The organism is Spirosoma daeguense (assembly GCF_054776875.1).
Genome location: NZ_BAAHBF010000002.1, coordinates 380,667 through 396,521 on the forward strand (window position 1 = coordinate 380,667; position 15,855 = coordinate 396,521).

Below are 15,855 nucleotides of genomic sequence, written 5' to 3' on the forward strand. Positions count from 1 at the left end.
AATTGAAATGATGTTCAGGCAATGGCGAATGACTTCCAAGCCGATCTTTTAATCGTACCGTAGTGGAATTGAAATAGCCGCAAAAGCCAGTCAATAATTCACCTTTTAAAACTTTTAATCGTACCGTAGTGGAATTGAAATGCTCACGAACCAGTCACCGCCTGTCTGGGTAATACTCTTTTAATCGTACCGTAGTGGAATTAAAATGACGCCTGTTTCGGGCTTTTTTTGTGGAAAAAGGTCTTTTAATCGTACCGTAGTGGAATTGAAATGGGAACCTGGTATAATGCCGGAAAAATGAAGGTTATCTTTTAATCGTACCGTAGTGGAATTGAAATATAATTTCCAGATCGAAAACTTTGGTTTGGCACTCTCTTTTAATCGTACCGTAGTGGAATTGAAATGCGGTGTTGGTCGCTGTCACTTGATAGGTACCCGATCTTTCAATCTTACCGTAGTGGAATTGAAATATTGATAAGGTGAACAAAGGGTATCACGTGTTTAAACCTTTAATTGTACTGTAGTGGAATGGAAAATTAGACTATTCTAGATTATGCGCTAGTTTGTACTGAATCTAGAATACGTGTTTTCGGTTGCTGTGTAAGTAAAATGCGTCATTACGGCTCTTTACCAATTAGCATCTGGTCTGCTCTCAGGCTGATAATTTTGATTGTTAATGGCTCATCTTCGTTCTCAAGATTGGTTTGGCCGCACCGGTAAAGACGGCTTTATTTATCGCGCCTGGATGAAAAATCAGGGGTTTCCACATCACGAATTTGAAGGGAAACCAGTTATTGGTATCTGTAATACCTGGTCTGAACTGACGCCCTGTAACGCACATTTTCGGGAATTGGCCGAAGCAATTAAACGGGGAGTTTGGGAAGCTGGAGGATTTCCGCTTGAATTTCCGGTGATGTCGCTCGGTGAATGTCAGATAAAACCCACCGCGATGCTTTTTCGCAATCTGGCTAGCATGGATGTAGAAGAAAGTATACGGGGTAATTCGCTCGATGCCGTAATTCTGATGTGCGGTTGCGATAAAACAACGCCTTCGCTGGTGATGGGCGCTTGCAGTGTCGATATACCTACCATGGTGGTGTCTGGCGGGCCTATGCTGGCAGGTCGTTTTCAGGGGCGGAAAATTGGAACGAGCGATCTCTGGCGGTTTGCCGAAGCCTATAAGGTAGGGGAGATGAGTCAGGCTGAATTTGTTGCTGCCGAAGCGAGTATGGCACGTTCGCAAGGGCACTGTGCAGTAATGGGAACGGCATCGACTATGGCCGCTATGGTTGAATCGTTGGGGCTGGCTCTGCCCGATAATGCCACGATTCCGGCTGCCGATTCGCGCCGAAAAGTGCTGGCTCATCTGACGGGTATGCGTGCCGTTGAATTGGTAAAACAGAACATTACGCCATCAAAAATTCTGACTCGCCAGGCATTTGAAAATGCCATTATGGTCAATGCTGCTTTGGGTGGTTCTACCAATTTTATTTTGCACTTAACGGCTATAGCCGGACGTGTTGGTATCGATCTATCGCTCGATGATTTTGATGCAATTTCCGCTAAAATTCCACTTCTGACCAATTTGCAACCTTCTGGCGAGCACTTTGTCGAAGATTTGTTTTATGCCGGTGGGTTGCCCGCTGTTATGCGTGAACTTCGGCAACACCTGCATAATGATGCCCTAACAGTGAACGGGCAAACAATTGGCGAAAACTGTGCCGATGCACAATGTTACGACCCTGCGGTTATTGCTTCAATTGACGACCCCTTTAAACCGGAATCCGGAATTGCCGTATTACGTGGTAATCTGTGTCCAAACGGTGCCGTACTAAAACCATCCGCTGCTACGCCTGCGCTCATGCAGCATACCGGAAGAGCGGTGGTTTTCGAGAATATTGATGACTACAAAGCACGTATCGACGATCCTGAACTGGATGTTGACCCTACTTGTGTTTTGGTCTTAAAAAATGTAGGGCCGAAAGGCTATCCGGGTATGCCCGAAGTCGGAAATATGCAGCTTCCCGCCAAAATTCTGGCACTGGGCGTTCATGATATGGTACGTATTTCGGATGGTCGGATGAGCGGAACGGGCTTTGGAACAGTGGTGCTTCACGTATCGCCCGAATCGGCCGTAGGTGGAAATCTGGCATTGGTTGAAAATGGCGATTTGATTACACTTGATGTAGAAAATCGACGGTTACATCTGCACGTCTCTGATGAGGAACTGGCCGGACGAATGGTACATTTCAAGCCACTTGATTTAGGATACCACCGGGGTTATGTAAATCTGTATATCCAACACGTAACGCAGGCGCATGAAGGGGCCGATTTTGATTTTCTGAGGGGCGGTTCGGGTAGTGAAGTTAAACGCGATTCGCACTAGAAAATCCCTTTCGAAAGCACTTATATAAAAACAGACAGCCTGCCAAATTGCATATTTTGGCAGGCTGTCTGTTTTTATAAATCTATCTTAAAATCCCAACCTTAGCTTACCTGTGCCGTATAAAGTGATCTGCCCTCCGCCTAAATATTGAACTTTTGTCGCCTGTCCTTCCAGATTAGTATCAATGGTAACGGCATGGCCAACAGTAACCATGTCTGAAGAGAGCGGAACTCGTCCGCAGTTCCAGATTGCTGAATTATGCCAATTTCCGGCCGCAATTGTTTTGCAATCTGAATAAATGAATTTTAGAATTTTACCTTGCCCACGATTTAAATCGTATATATGTCCATCAGGCCCCAGAAATACGGTAAGATCCTGACCCGGTAACCCCGTTGCGAACCGTGAATTTACTGCCGTAGGGCCAGATAAATCCAATACATCCATCCACCCACTGCAAAAATCAGTGAAGAAATATTTCCCTACGTAAGAATCTGGATAAGCCAATACCGTCGGGTTATAAAATGCACCGCCTGTTATAGAACAGCCAATCGAGCCCGTGCCGCTATGTGGGTAAGCGTATACGGGATTGGTAAATGTAGCGCAGGATGGGGCTGAACATACGCCTTCGGCAGAAGGCCAGCCAAAATTTCGCCCGGCTACCGTTGCATCGTTTATTTCTTCCCAAGTTCCTTCGCCTACGTCATTCACAAACAGTCGGCCAGTTCCTGGCTGAAAGGTTATCGAATACGGATTACGTAGTCCGTAAGCCCAGATACGCTGACGAGCATCATTCCCCGTAAACGGATTACCTGAAGGAACACTACCATCGGCATTAATACGTAAAATCTTACCCAGATAATTATTTAGATTCTGCGAATTGGCTCCAACAGCATTATCGCCCGTTGCTACATACAGTTTATTATCGGGCCCAAAAGCAATAGACCCTCCATTATGATTGGTTGCACCCAGCGCAGGTAAATTCAGGATGATCGACTCGCTGTTAGGGACTGCTACGTCGCCATTTGCTGTAAATCGGCTCACTCGGTTAAATGCAGCAACGGTTCCACTAGCAGGAACGGTATAAAAAACATATACGTACTGATTGGTGGCAAAATCAGGATCGAACGTAACACCCAGAAGCCCACGTTCGCCCGAAGAACTTACCGAGAGACTGACAAATGGCGTAGTTAATAGGGTGCCATTTTTGACCACGCGCAATGCTCCTGCCTGTTGCCCAACAAAGATGCGCCCATCGGGCGAAAACGCGGCTACAGTTGGCGAAGTAAAGCCTGACGCTACGGTTACTGCCGAAAAATTAGGAGGTAAAGTTTGCCCAAACGACAGATGTGCTATTGCCAGAAGAGCCGGCAGGAAAACTTTCCAGAAAATCATTTGTGATTGTTTGATGCCAAAAGGCAAGCGTAAAAGAATGGAGAATTGATTCATAACGGAACGTAGTTTTGGGTGTTGAGGTAAGGAAAAGTAAAGAAGTTTTGTAGAATGTGCCAGAATTACCGATTGTATGGCCCATATCTTATTTTATGAATGATTTTATCCGTAAATTGTTTGACAGGCTAATGTAAATTTGAGCGATCAGGAGAGAATTAATTGTCTATCAAATCGCAATTTGAGTAAGCAAGTGGTTATATTTATTTGGAGTGATGTTTGATTTGCCAAATAGGATAATGGTATTTTAGGCCTTATACATTTCCGTTTTTAATTAGTAAGCGTGCCCATGGCTATCCGTAACAACCGATTATCTACAGAAGAATATGCGCAAAATTTCAGCGATGTTCACCCACCTTTCGAAACGCGCGAAGCGGCATTGGTGGAGGCTAATCGTTGTTTGTTTTGCTACGATGCACCCTGTATAAAAAGCTGCCCAACGAGCATCAATATTCCCCGGTTTATCAAACAGATCACTACCGATAATATCAAGGGTTCAGCGTTCACCATTCTGGACGCCAACATCATGGGGGGCGGATGCTCGAAAGTGTGCCCGGTCGAAAAATTGTGTGAGGGATCCTGTGTATATAATCTCCTGAGTGAACCGCCAATTCCCATCGCGAAACTTCAGCGGTATTCAGCCGAGAAAGCCATTGATAATCAGTGGCCTTTGTTTCAGCGAAAACCGGAAACGGGTAAAAAAGTAGCCGTTGTAGGGGCTGGCCCGGCAGGACTTAGCTGCGCGCACGTACTGAGTCGGCAGGGGATCGACGTAACCGTTTTTGAAAAAGAAAGTAAAGGCGGTGGCCTGATGACCTACGGCATTGCTGCCTATAAAGTAACGCCCCAGTTCTGTGAAGACGAGGTTAATTTCATTACGTCGCTGGGTGGTATCGACATTAGGTACGAACAGGAACTGGGACGTAACGTAACGCTTTCGGAGTTACAGACCAGCTATGACGCAGTTTTTCTGGGTATCGGCGTGGGGCTTGCCCGCCAACTCGATATTCCGGGCGAGGAATTGAATGGTGTAGAAGATGCTATTCAGTTTATCTACGACATACGTACCAAAGGCTACCCAACAGTGCCGGTTGGAAATAAAGTGGCGGTCATTGGTCTCGGTATGACAGCTATTGATGCCGCTACGCAGGCTAAACGGTTGGGAGCCAAAGACGTAACAATTGTTTATCGGCGTACGCAGGCCGAAATGCCAAGTACCGAAGTTGAATTGAATCTGGCAAAACTCGATGGCTGTGGCCTTATCTGGTTGGCATCTCCCAAAGAGATTAAAGGCGAAAACGGCAACGTAACACAACTGATTTGCAACGTAATGGAATTAGGATTGCCAGATGTAAGTGGTCGTCGCTGGCCTGTCGAAACAGGCGAGACTATTACGTTGGATGTCGATATGGTCATCAAAGCCGCTGGTCAGATTCCGTTCGAGGAGCTGGTTAGTAGTAATCAACTGGCTCATGCCCGAGGGCGCCTTGTTATTAACGACGACTGTTCTACAAATATCAACGGCGTTTTTGCCGGTGGCGACTGTGTCAATGGCGGAAAAGAAGTCGTAGACGCTGTTCAGGCCGGAAAAGATGCCGCGAAGGCGATAGTTAATTTTATAATGAGCGAAAGAGCGAAGGAATGAAAGTGCAAAAACCATCCGGTCGATTCACTTTTTCACTCTCTCATTCTTTCGCTCTTTCGCTCTTTATTTACATGGCCGATTTAAGCACAAATTTTCTAGGAATTCAGTCGCCGAATCCGTATTGGCTGGCGAGTGCACCCCCAACCGATAAACAATATAACGTACTACGTGCCTTCGAGGCAGGTTGGGGCGGAGTGGTCTGGAAAACGCTGGGTTCTCAGGTCAAGAACGTATCGTCGCGCTACTCATCGGTCGATTATAACGGAAGCAAAGTGATGGGGTTCAATAATATTGAGTTGATCTCTGACCGTCCGCTTGATATTAACCTGCGCGAAATTGCGGAATGTGTTCGGCTCTTTCCCGACCGGGCCATGATTGTATCACTTATGGCCGACAACTCCCGCGAGAAATGGCATGAACTAATTGCGCAGGTTGAGGATACGGGCGCGCATGGTCTCGAACTAAACTTTGGTTGTCCGCACGGCATGACCGAACGCGGTATGGGAGCTGCCGTGGGGCAAGACCCCGACATTGCTCGTATGGTGGTAGAATGGGTGATGGAAAAAGCTACTATTCCGGTTATCACGAAACTAACGCCAAATGTTCATTCGGTAGTGCCAACAGGTCGGGCATCGGTTGAAGGAGGGACGAACGCACTTTCGCTGATCAACACCATTCAATCGGTAACGGGTGTCGATCTAGATACGTTTGTACCCAATCCATACGTAGCAGGTAAGTCGGTTTATGGCGGTTATTGTGGGCCGGCGGTAAAGCCGATAGCCCTGAAAATGCTGACAACCATTGCACAGGACCCCGTTACGTCGAGAGTGCCGATTTCGGGGATTGGTGGCGTTAGTACGTGGAAAGATGCCGCCGAGTTTATGCTGCTTGGTGCTACGTCTGTTCAGGTGTGCACAGCGGTGATGACCCACGGTTTTCGCATCATTGACGATCTGTGCGACGGCCTGAATAACTGGATGGATGAGAAAGGATTTAAGACCGTTTACGACTTCATCGGCAAGTCGGTTCCGACCATAACCCACTGGGAAGATCTGGATATCAACTACCATATCGTTGCCAATATCGACCAGAACAAGTGCATCCACTGCGGTTTATGTTACATTGCCTGTGAAGATACGTCACATCAGGCCATCAATCTGGCGTATGGCAAACCCTACAATTCGTATTCGATCATTGAAAACGAGTGCGTTGGCTGTAATTTGTGCAAAATCGTTTGCCCGGTCGATAGTTGCATTACGATGGTTGAACAGCGTAAAGGTGATGAGTACCTGAACTGGAAAGAATTCCAGCGACGTGGATTGCCTTTGAATGATCATTAAATAGAAAATAGATTCCTTAATTGCCTAATTACAAATTGATTACCTTCATTCTCAATAATAAACAAATCAGTACGTCGCTTCCTTCGGGTACAACGGTGCTTGATTTTGTTCGCTACCAGCAGCATCTGTCCGGTACCAAAATTGGGTGCCGCGAAGGTGATTGCGGTGCTTGTACGGTACTGGTGGGTGAGCTGAATGAAGGCGCAATACGATACCGAACCGCTACGTCCTGCCTGATGTCACTAGGCAATGCACAAGGAAAACACATTGTGACTGTTGAGGGGTTGAATATGGACGCATTGAATCCGATACAGCAAGCAATGGTCGATGAATCGGCTACGCAGTGTGGATTCTGTACGCCCGGTTTTGTGGTGTCGCTGGCTGGTTTTTGTCTGAGTGCCAAAGCACCTACGTATCAGAACGCAATCGCGGCTATCGACGGAAACATTTGCCGATGCACAGGCTATAAATCAATTGAACGGGCAGCCGGAAAAGTCGCTCATTTACTCGAAAACCGAACCGACGAAACTCCCACTCAATTTGCTGTAGAACAAGAAATTTTACCCGCGTATTTTGCCACGATACCCAAACGCTTACAAACGTTAATACTAGATCTCAACGGCGAACAGGCCATCGATACGTCAGGCTCGCAATACGTAGCAGGTGGAACGGATGTATACGTGCAGAGGCATGATGAGGTGAAAGATGCGTCGATGCAGTTTTTGTTTGATAAACCCGATCTAAAAGGTATTCGTCAGGAAGAAAATCAGTGTGTAATAGGAGCCGCTGTTACGGTAACAGATTTGATGGAGTCGCCGATTTTTCAGTCGCATTTTCCTGACTTTGCCCGTTATACGAAGCTCATTTCTTCAACACCTATTCGTAACGTAGCAACCATTGGCGGCAACTTTATCAACGCATCGCCCATCGGCGATTTCACGATTTTCTTTCTGGCGCTGGATGCTACGTTGACGCTACGTAATGGCGAACAAACACGCTACGTACCACTACGTCGATTTTACAAAGGCTACAAAAAACTGGATAAAGAACCACACGAATATCTGGAACAGATTCGCTTTACATTGCCCGATTCGGCAACTCGTTTCAATTTCGAAAAAGTGAGTAAACGTACCAATCTCGATATTGCCAGTGTGAATTCGGCGATTCAGATTTCGCTGGCAGGAGACGTACTATCAGTAGTGAACCTGTCGGCCGGTGGCGTTGGGCCAATCCCGAAACGACTGGAGAAAACAGAAGCATATCTGACAAATAAGCATCTAAGCGAAGCTGTACTGATTGACGCCATTGCTATTGCCCAAACCGAAATTTCGCCGATCAGTGATGCACGCGGTTCTGGTACGTATAAACGGTTGTTGTTGAGTCAATTATTAAAAGCGCACTTTATCCACTTTTTTCCAGAATTGAACGTAGATGCGATTTTGACTATGTGATCGTACTGCGTTTTTGTCAAATAATCTGCCATGTTCTGATAGCTGCAACAGACCGATGTGTCTTCCAGTAGTTTACAAACCGTTGATCTAGTCATTCTCCTGTTCTATTGTCCGTTCTTTGGTCATGTAGATCAATTAAACGATAATTGATTCGTTCATATTCGCTGTTTGGCCAAAGAATTAGAAGTATATTAGGGAAAAATCGCATTATTTTGTCCCGTGAAAGCTATGGGGGCAACCGATCAAGAAGATCAACTTTATTGGAATCGCTTCAGGAACGGTGAAGAGGTCGCTTTTTCCTGGCTCTATCAACGCTATGTCCGCGTATTGTATAGCTATGGGATGAAAATTAACCACGATTCGACTCTAGTGGAAGATGCCATACAGGATATGTTCACCGATTTGTGGCGCACTCGTTCGCAACTAGCCGAAGCCCAATCCGTTCGCTTTTACTTATTTCGGTCGCTACGTCGTAAAATTCATCGTTCGTTACGTCCTGATACTGAATTTGCCCAATCATTTAATGAAGAAACAGACCTCTGGCAGCCTACGATGGCTTCAGTAGAAGCCAATATGATTTCGGACGAAGAAATTGCGTTGCAGTCTTCCCGGTTAAAGTCGTGGCTAACCAGCTTACCTGCTCGCCAATATGAGGCATTAATCCTGCGCTATTACCAGGATTTTAGCTATGCCGAAATCGCTTCAATTATGAACATAAGTGAGCAGGGTGCTCGCAACATGATTCAAAAGGCATTGCATACGCTCCGCCGACTAGCCATAGTTTTTTCGATTTGTTTTGTAGGCATTGGCTGGTTATTGAAAATTTTTTTCAGGTAAATAGGTTTAAACTAATTGAATGCAGTCTCTTGCTTAGTGAATTGAAATAATACAAATCTCTCACTAAAAAGAACTGTACTGTTGTACCAGAATTACACGGCTGATGATTTTTTGCAGGATACCGCTTTCCGTAAGTGGGTATTGCAGGGAGTGCCCAGTGACGATGCTTTCTGGGCGAATGTGCTGCTAAACCACCCGGAACAACAGGATAACATCAAGCAGGCACGAGAGTTGTTGCTCATGTTGCATGAGCAGATCGAAGCTGATTTCCCATCGGAACAGCAAGTGGATTTATTATATAAGCGTATTTGGGCAAACACGCAGGAAACTCCTATTCCGCTCTGGCGGCAATGGCGTGTCTGGGCAGCCGCTGCTTCCATTAGCGTATTGCTTGGGTTAGGCGGATGGTGGCTTACTCAGGAAAGTAACCGCCGGATTGATACAGATCAGCTCACCAATCAGGTTGTTTCAGATCGACTTGAACAAGTTAACAACAATACATCCAGAGTATTGGTCGTAAATTTGCCAGACGGAAGCCAGGCCTTTTTAGAGCCTCGTACAAAACTCCACTATCGGAAAGCATTTGCCGATACCATTCGAGAGGTCTTTCTGGTAGGGGAAGCTTTTTTTGAGGTGCGAAAAAATCCGGATAAGCCCTTTCTGGTTCATTCAAATGCCATCACTACCAAGGTGCTGGGAACCAGCTTTCGGGTCAGAGCTTATGAACAGGATCAGCAGATCAATGTAATGGTGAAAACCGGGCGAGTCTCTGTTTTTCCAATCCAAAGCAACAAACACCTCGATCCAGAACAGGATGGGTTGATTCTGACCCCCAATCAACAGGCCACGTTTACGAAAGCAGACGCACATTTCACCCGTACCCTTGTTGAAAAACCGAGTCCTGTTCTTCCGCAGAACGAGTTAAAGCTTTTTTCGTTTCGGAATGCACCCCTGGCTGAGATCCTGCAGGCAATTGAAAAAGCGTATGGGGTAGAGATCATTTTCGACGAGGACCGATTAAAAAATTGCCGATTGACCACTTCACTGGGCAGCGAAAATCTATTTGAGAAAATGGATATCATCTGCGAAGGAGTGGGTGCCAGCTATAAACTGGTAGATGCCCAGATTATTTTCGACAGTAAAGGCTGTGACTAAACCTATCTCGATAAACCCAAAACCTATCTGCCTATGCTCGTATAGTTAAAGCGGCAAACTCAATAAAAAAACCGGTAACGGTACCAGCGTTACCGGCCATTATATGACCTTCTCTGCTCTCACAAACAGTATCCCGTACCAGCGGGTGTGAAGGTTGTTTTTGTGTCTACTACTTACAAAAACTGTCAAATCAATGAAAAAAACAGTACGATTCCAAAAAGAACTGATTCTCCTCATGAAACTATCGCTCCTGCATATTTCGATAGCGATCATTTTCGCGGGGGTATCTTTGGCCCGGGATGTAACAGCCCAAGAACTCTTAGATCGAAAAATAAATATTCACGTATCGGACCAGGATTTTATTCACGTCCTGACGGGTATTGAAACGCAGGCCGATGTGAAGTTCACCTACCGGCCTCAACTCTTGGCGGCTACCCAACGCATAACGGTCAATGTTGTCAACGAACCGCTAAGACAGGTGCTCGACCGTTTGCTCCAACCCCTACAACTCAAATATAAAGTCATCAGGAACCAGATCATTTTATCGCCCCTGACGACGAAAGCCGATAACCTGAGAAGCCAATATGTACCATCTATACCCATTGAAGAGCCTTCCGAAGTGTCTGTTTCCGGGACTGTTCGGGATGAAAAAGACGTAGCGTTACCGGGTGTTACCGTTGTTGTTAAAGGAACCAGCCGGGGCACAACAACCGACGCGCAAGGCGTATATCGAATTGGAGTTCCTGATGCAAACACCATTTTAACGTTCAGTTTTGTCGGTTATAATGCCAAGGATATTGTTGTCGGCAATCGGACAGAAATCAATGTTCAACTGGAAGCGAGCAACAACCAGCTTGCCGAGGTTGTGGTAACGGGCTATACCACTCAACAGAAAAAAGACATTATCGGGGCGGTATCCGTCGTGAAAGCCAGCGATCTGAACGCTACGCCTTCGGCGAACTTAGTAGCCCAGTTGCAAGGCCGGGCAGCGGGCGTTACGGTGAGCAGCACGGGCGACCCTGGCAGTTCGGCATCTATCCGAATTAGGGGGTTTGCCTCCTATGGCAACAACAATCCACTCTACGTCATCGACGGTGTTCCTACCACCGATGCGTCACGTATTAATCCGCAGGATGTAGAGTCGATTCAGGTTCTGAAAGATGCTTCTTCGGCCTCTATTTACGGAGCCCGAGCCGCCAATGGCGTCATTATTATAACAACTAAAGGAGGGAAGGCAGGAAAAACTACCCTGTCGTACGATACGTATTATGGCCTTCAGGTAACGCCACTTAACCGGATTCCCAAACTGTTAAATACGAGCGAGTTGCTGACCTATCTGGATAAAACAACGGCAAGCACGTTTGTTGACCCGGTTTTTGGTCAACATGGCTCGTTTGCTATTCCAGACCGTTACGTTGTCAGCAATACGTTCAAAGGGGGCGTATCGGCAACCGATCCCCGCGCCAACCCCGATTTATATACCATCGCCGATTACACTAATCCGTACCAGATTTTTCAGACCAGTCCGGGTACCAACTGGTTCGATGCGATGTCGCAACAGGGCGTTATTCAGAGCCATCAGCTATCGGCCAGTGGAGGCAACGACCGATCTACGTATTCGCTGGGGCTGAACTATTTTAACCAGCAAGGCACCTTCAAAAACACGAGTTATGAGCGGTATTCCATGCGGCTAAACTCATCCTTTAAAGCCACCGATTTCCTGACTGTGGGTGAAAACCTTCAGGTATCGTACGACAATCGGCAGGGCGATGCTACCGTGATTGGCGAAACCAGCGCCTGGGGATACGCACTACGTAGCGCTACGTTTATACCGGCTTATGACATAAAAGGTGGGTACGGCGGTTCATTGATTGGGGGTACTGCCGGAGTTGGGTATAATCCGGTATCGTATCTGGATCGCCGGAAAGATTGGTTCAACCAAAATCTGCGGGCTTTTGGGAACGTGTTTGCACAGGTGAATGTCAATTCTGATCTGGCCTTCCGAACCTCTTTTGGTGTGGACACCCGCAACGGAACCCTTCAGCGGGCTTTCCTGAAAGAATACGAAGCCAGCCAATCCAGGCGAGTTACCCAGTTGACAGAAGCTTCTAACAATTTCCTGAGCTGGACGTGGACCAATACGCTGACGTATCAGAAAAAATTTGCGCAGATTCATGATGTAAAAGTCCTGTTAGGTACCGAAGCCATTAAAAACGCCGGGCGGGGTTTGTTTGGCGCCAAGAGCAATTACGACTTCGAATCAGCCAATTTTCTGTCGCTCAATACGGGTCTTCCACAGTCGCTGGGCGATATTAGTGCCAACAATGCCGACATTAACCGAAATTCATTGTTGTCGCGTAGTTCGATGTTTTCGTATTTCGGTCGGCTCGACTATAGTCTGAAAGATCGGTATTTGTTTAACGCTACGTTCCGCCGGGATGGCTCCTCGCTTTTCGGTCTCGATGTTCGATACGCTAATTTTCCTTCGTTGGGTGTCGGCTGGCGCCTTTCCGACGAAGCGTTCATGAAATCGCTCGGCTGGCTCGATGACTTAAAGCTACGTGCAGGCTGGGGACAAATGGGCAGTATTTCTAACGTACCGGCTTTCAACCAGTATTCAACCTACAGTGCTGCACCAGGCAACAATTTCTACGATATAAATGGAGTGAATATTGGTTCTACGCAGGGGTATGGAGCGAGTTCACAAGGAAATCTTCAAACCAAATGGGAAACGACCGAATCGACCAATATTGGATTGGATGCCAGTATTTTACGGGGGAAATGGAGTATAGCCGTCGATGTATACACCAAAAACACACGCGATTTACTAGTTCCCAGCCTACGTAACGGACTGGAGTTGCTCGTAACGAAACCATTGGTCAATCTGGGAACGATGCGTAACACGGGTATCGACCTGCAAATCACGAACCAGGGCACCATCACCTCCGATCTGAAATATGATGCAACCCTGACAGTTACCCATTATAAAAACCAGCTAACCAAACTAAACAACGAAAATACGGCGCAACTAGTGGCCGCAAGCAGGATCACCAACGCCCTGATTACAACCCAGGGGCAGGCAGTCTCTTCGTTTTATGGGTATCAAATCGATGGATTTTACAACAGTCAGGCCGAGGTAGATGCGGGACCTAAAATAAACGGAGCTTCGGGCGTAGTAGGGTCGTGGAAATATAAAGACATAAATGGCGATGGGAACATCACCACGGCCGACCGAACTGTGCTGGGATCGCCCCACCCCAAATTTCAGATGGGGCTGAATCTTGGCTTCAGTTGGAAGGGGTTCGACCTGAGTACGTTTGTGTTCTGGAATCAGGGGAACCAGCTCTATAACTACACCAAATACTTTACCTACATGGGTGTGTTAGGTGGTTCTGTTGCTTCTGGAAAGCTATATGACGCCTGGACCCCTGAAAAGGCAGCTACCGCCAAAACACCTCAGCTTGGCGTTGGTGCCGCCAATGGCTATACGGCTTTTGTGACGGGAAATTCGAGTTCGTTTTACGTAGAGAATGGGTCCTACCTGCGGGGTAAAAACATTCAAGTAGGTTACTCCTTCCCTAAGACATGGCTGAAAACGATTAAAATGAGCAACCTGCGGATTTATGCACAGGCGCAGAACTTCTTCACCATCACGAAATACACCGGAGCCGACCCCGATTTAGGACTGGTATCGGGTGCATCGGTTGAACAAACGGCCAGCAGCGACCAGAATCTGGGGGTCGATTACTCTGGCTACCCTAATCCGCGTCAGTTCTTACTGGGCCTAAACGTATCTTTCTAACCCTCGCAATATCTGTTATGAAACCGATCCTAAAATATACTACGTTCACCTTACTGCTTTCGGTCGTTACGCTTTCTGCCTGCAAGCAACAATTTCTTGACCTGGGTCCTCAGGGTGTCTATAGCGAAAGCGATTTATTGAGCAAAAAAGGGATCGATGGCTTTTTGATCGATGTCTACGCTACGTTAGATGGTTCACAGGCCGCTAATTTTCTGGGCTTTAGCGGATCGTACAACTGGATATGGGGCAGTATAGCCGGGGGCGATGCATACAAGGGAGGTACCAACTTCACTGACCAAAGTGAAATTAATCAGGCAATGCAGTATGCCACTCCCAGCACCAACTCCCAGCTGCTCGCCCGCTGGAACGGTATTTTCGATGGCATTGGCCGGGCCAATATTGTGTTGCAGGCAATAGCCAAAACAACCGATCCGGCCCTAACCGATGCGATGAAAAAGCAAGTGACCGCCGAGGCTCGTTTTCTGCGGGCTTTCCACCATTTCGAGGGTAAGAAAATCTTTGGTAACATTCCGTTTGTCGATGAGAAAGCCACCGACTATAAAATTCCGAATACCGATGCAAGTGGTAATTACATAAACATTTGGCCCCAACTGGAAACAGACTTCAAATTCGCTTACGACAATCTGGACGAAGTGAAAACGGGCAAAGGGCGGGTCAACAAATGGACTGCTGGAGCGTATCTGGCAAAGGCCTATCTGTATCAGAATAAATTCGCCGAGGCCAGAGCACTGTTTGATGTGATTATCGGTCAGGGGAAAACCAGTCAGGGGGTTAAGCTGGACCTGACTGCGAATTTTGGCGAGAATTTCCGCATTGCCACCCAGAACAGCAAAGAGGCTATGTTTGAAGTTCAAAGCGCGATTGGCGATGGTGCCAGCGACAATACAAACGGGTTTCGGGAAGCGATTCTGTGTTACCCGAACGGTATTGCGGGGGGAACAAACTCCTGGTTTTATCGGCCATCGCAAAATTTGGTCAATGCGTTTCGTACCGATGAAAATGGCCTGCCCTTCCTCAATACCTATAACGACGTAGATGTTACATCCAATGAGACAGTGCCAGATGCCAGCCCATTTACTCCTTATACGGGCAATCTGGACCCTCGTTTAGACCACACAGTAGGACGTCGGGGCATTCCTTATCTGGACTGGGGGATGATGAGCGGTTTAGCTTTTACGGCTCCTCCGGGCGAGTCGATCACCAATGGTGGGCCGTTTACGGGAAAGAAACACGTTTTTTCATCGGCTGAGTATAGTTCGGGGCAGGTCGTTCGGGCTAGTTTTGGTATTGCCAGCGCGCTGAATTATGACCTTATGCGTTTTGCGGATGTACTGCTGATGGCGGCAGAATGCGAAGTGGAGTTGGGTAGTCTGGATAAAGCGCGAGAATATGTCAATCGGGTTCGTGCCAGAGCAGCGGCCTCGCCTATCAAAACAGTTGACGGAACGGTCAATGCTGCTAAGTATGTGGTGAATCTCTATACAACACCCTGGGCTAGTCAAGCAGTTGCCCGGCAGGCTGTTCGGTTCGAGCGGAGAATTGAATTAGGAATGGAAGGCCACCGCTTCTTCGATCTGGTCCGTTGGGGAATAGCCGATCAGGTTATCAACAACGAATATTTGCCAAAAGAAAGTCTTCGTCGTTCGCTGGCATTGGGAAATGGAGTTAAGTTTACGAAAAATAAGAGCGAATACCAGCCCATTCCAGACTATGCGATTACCCAGAGTTTCGTGAATGGACAACCAACCTTGAAACAAAACCCTGGGTATTGA

At 47.1% G+C, this 15,855-nt stretch carries 9 protein-coding genes and 1 CRISPR repeat array (1 of these 10 cut by a window edge); of the genes, 8 read left to right on the forward strand and 1 reads right to left on the reverse strand.

What is annotated here, in order from left to right; all coding sequences use genetic code 11:
* Positions 1-536: direct repeats of the CRISPR family, unit length 30 nt (it extends 1,401 nt beyond the left edge of the window).
* Positions 537-676: 140 nt separating this feature from the next.
* Positions 677-2,386 carry an IlvD/Edd family dehydratase gene (locus ACYVD4_RS06495; RefSeq protein ID WP_460943616.1) on the forward strand — a complete coding sequence of 570 codons (1,710 nt, stop codon included), beginning with the start codon at positions 677-679 and terminating at the stop codon, positions 2,384-2,386.
* A gap of 87 nt (positions 2,387-2,473) precedes the next feature.
* Here ACYVD4_RS06495 and ACYVD4_RS06500 read toward each other — a convergent pair whose 3' ends face one another.
* Positions 2,474-3,832: a PQQ-dependent sugar dehydrogenase gene (locus ACYVD4_RS06500; protein WP_460943618.1), complete on the reverse strand. Its 1,359-nt coding sequence runs from the start codon at positions 3,830-3,832 to the stop codon at positions 2,474-2,476.
* A gap of 289 nt (positions 3,833-4,121) precedes the next feature.
* Here ACYVD4_RS06500 and ACYVD4_RS06505 point away from each other — a divergent pair, with 289 nt between their 5' ends.
* The 7 genes from ACYVD4_RS06505 to ACYVD4_RS06535 all read left to right on the forward strand — a co-directional run bounded on the left by ACYVD4_RS06505 (position 4,122) and on the right by ACYVD4_RS06535 (position 15,855).
* Complete coding sequence (locus tag ACYVD4_RS06505) at positions 4,122-5,477, forward strand: NAD(P)-dependent oxidoreductase (RefSeq protein ID WP_460943620.1); 1,356 nt, start codon at positions 4,122-4,124, stop codon at positions 5,475-5,477.
* Positions 5,474-6,817, forward strand: a complete 1,344-nt coding sequence (preA, locus tag ACYVD4_RS06510; protein WP_460943622.1) for an NAD-dependent dihydropyrimidine dehydrogenase subunit PreA — start codon at positions 5,474-5,476, stop codon at positions 6,815-6,817. Before ACYVD4_RS06505 ends, preA begins: the two co-directional genes overlap by 4 nt.
* Positions 6,818-6,852: 35 nt before the next feature.
* Complete coding sequence (locus ACYVD4_RS06515) at positions 6,853-8,268, forward strand: FAD binding domain-containing protein (RefSeq protein ID WP_460943624.1); 1,416 nt, start codon at positions 6,853-6,855, stop codon at positions 8,266-8,268.
* 228 nt (positions 8,269-8,496) lie between these two features.
* Complete coding sequence (locus ACYVD4_RS06520; RefSeq protein ID WP_460943626.1) at positions 8,497-9,105, forward strand: RNA polymerase sigma factor; 609 nt, start codon at positions 8,497-8,499, stop codon at positions 9,103-9,105.
* 81 nt (positions 9,106-9,186) lie between these two features.
* Positions 9,187-10,260: a FecR family protein gene (locus tag ACYVD4_RS06525; RefSeq protein ID WP_460943628.1), complete on the forward strand. Its 1,074-nt coding sequence runs from the start codon at positions 9,187-9,189 to the stop codon at positions 10,258-10,260.
* Between the two features lie 193 nt (positions 10,261-10,453).
* Positions 10,454-14,062, forward strand: a complete 3,609-nt coding sequence (locus tag ACYVD4_RS06530) for a TonB-dependent receptor (protein ID WP_460943630.1) — start codon at positions 10,454-10,456, stop codon at positions 14,060-14,062.
* Positions 14,063-14,079: 17 nt separating this feature from the next.
* On the forward strand, positions 14,080-15,855 hold the full coding sequence (locus ACYVD4_RS06535; RefSeq protein ID WP_460943632.1) for a RagB/SusD family nutrient uptake outer membrane protein: 1,776 nt from the start codon (positions 14,080-14,082) through the stop codon (positions 15,853-15,855).

Bases quoted from the DNA above. Each gene is read 5' to 3' on its own strand.
- ACYVD4_RS06530 (WP_460943630.1), top strand. From the start codon at position 10,454: ATGAAAAAAACAGTACGATTCCAAAAAGAACTGATTCTCCTCATGAAA.
- ACYVD4_RS06500 (WP_460943618.1), bottom strand. From the start codon at position 3,832: ATGAATCAATTCTCCATTCTTTTACGCTTGCCTTTTGGCATCAAACAA.
- ACYVD4_RS06520 (WP_460943626.1), top strand. From the start codon at position 8,497: ATGGGGGCAACCGATCAAGAAGATCAACTTTATTGGAATCGCTTCAGG.
- ACYVD4_RS06505 (WP_460943620.1), top strand. From the start codon at position 4,122: ATGGCTATCCGTAACAACCGATTATCTACAGAAGAATATGCGCAAAAT.
- preA (WP_460943622.1), top strand. From the start codon at position 5,474: ATGAAAGTGCAAAAACCATCCGGTCGATTCACTTTTTCACTCTCTCAT.
- ACYVD4_RS06535 (WP_460943632.1), top strand. From the start codon at position 14,080: ATGAAACCGATCCTAAAATATACTACGTTCACCTTACTGCTTTCGGTC.
- ACYVD4_RS06495 (WP_460943616.1), top strand. From the start codon at position 677: ATGGCTCATCTTCGTTCTCAAGATTGGTTTGGCCGCACCGGTAAAGAC.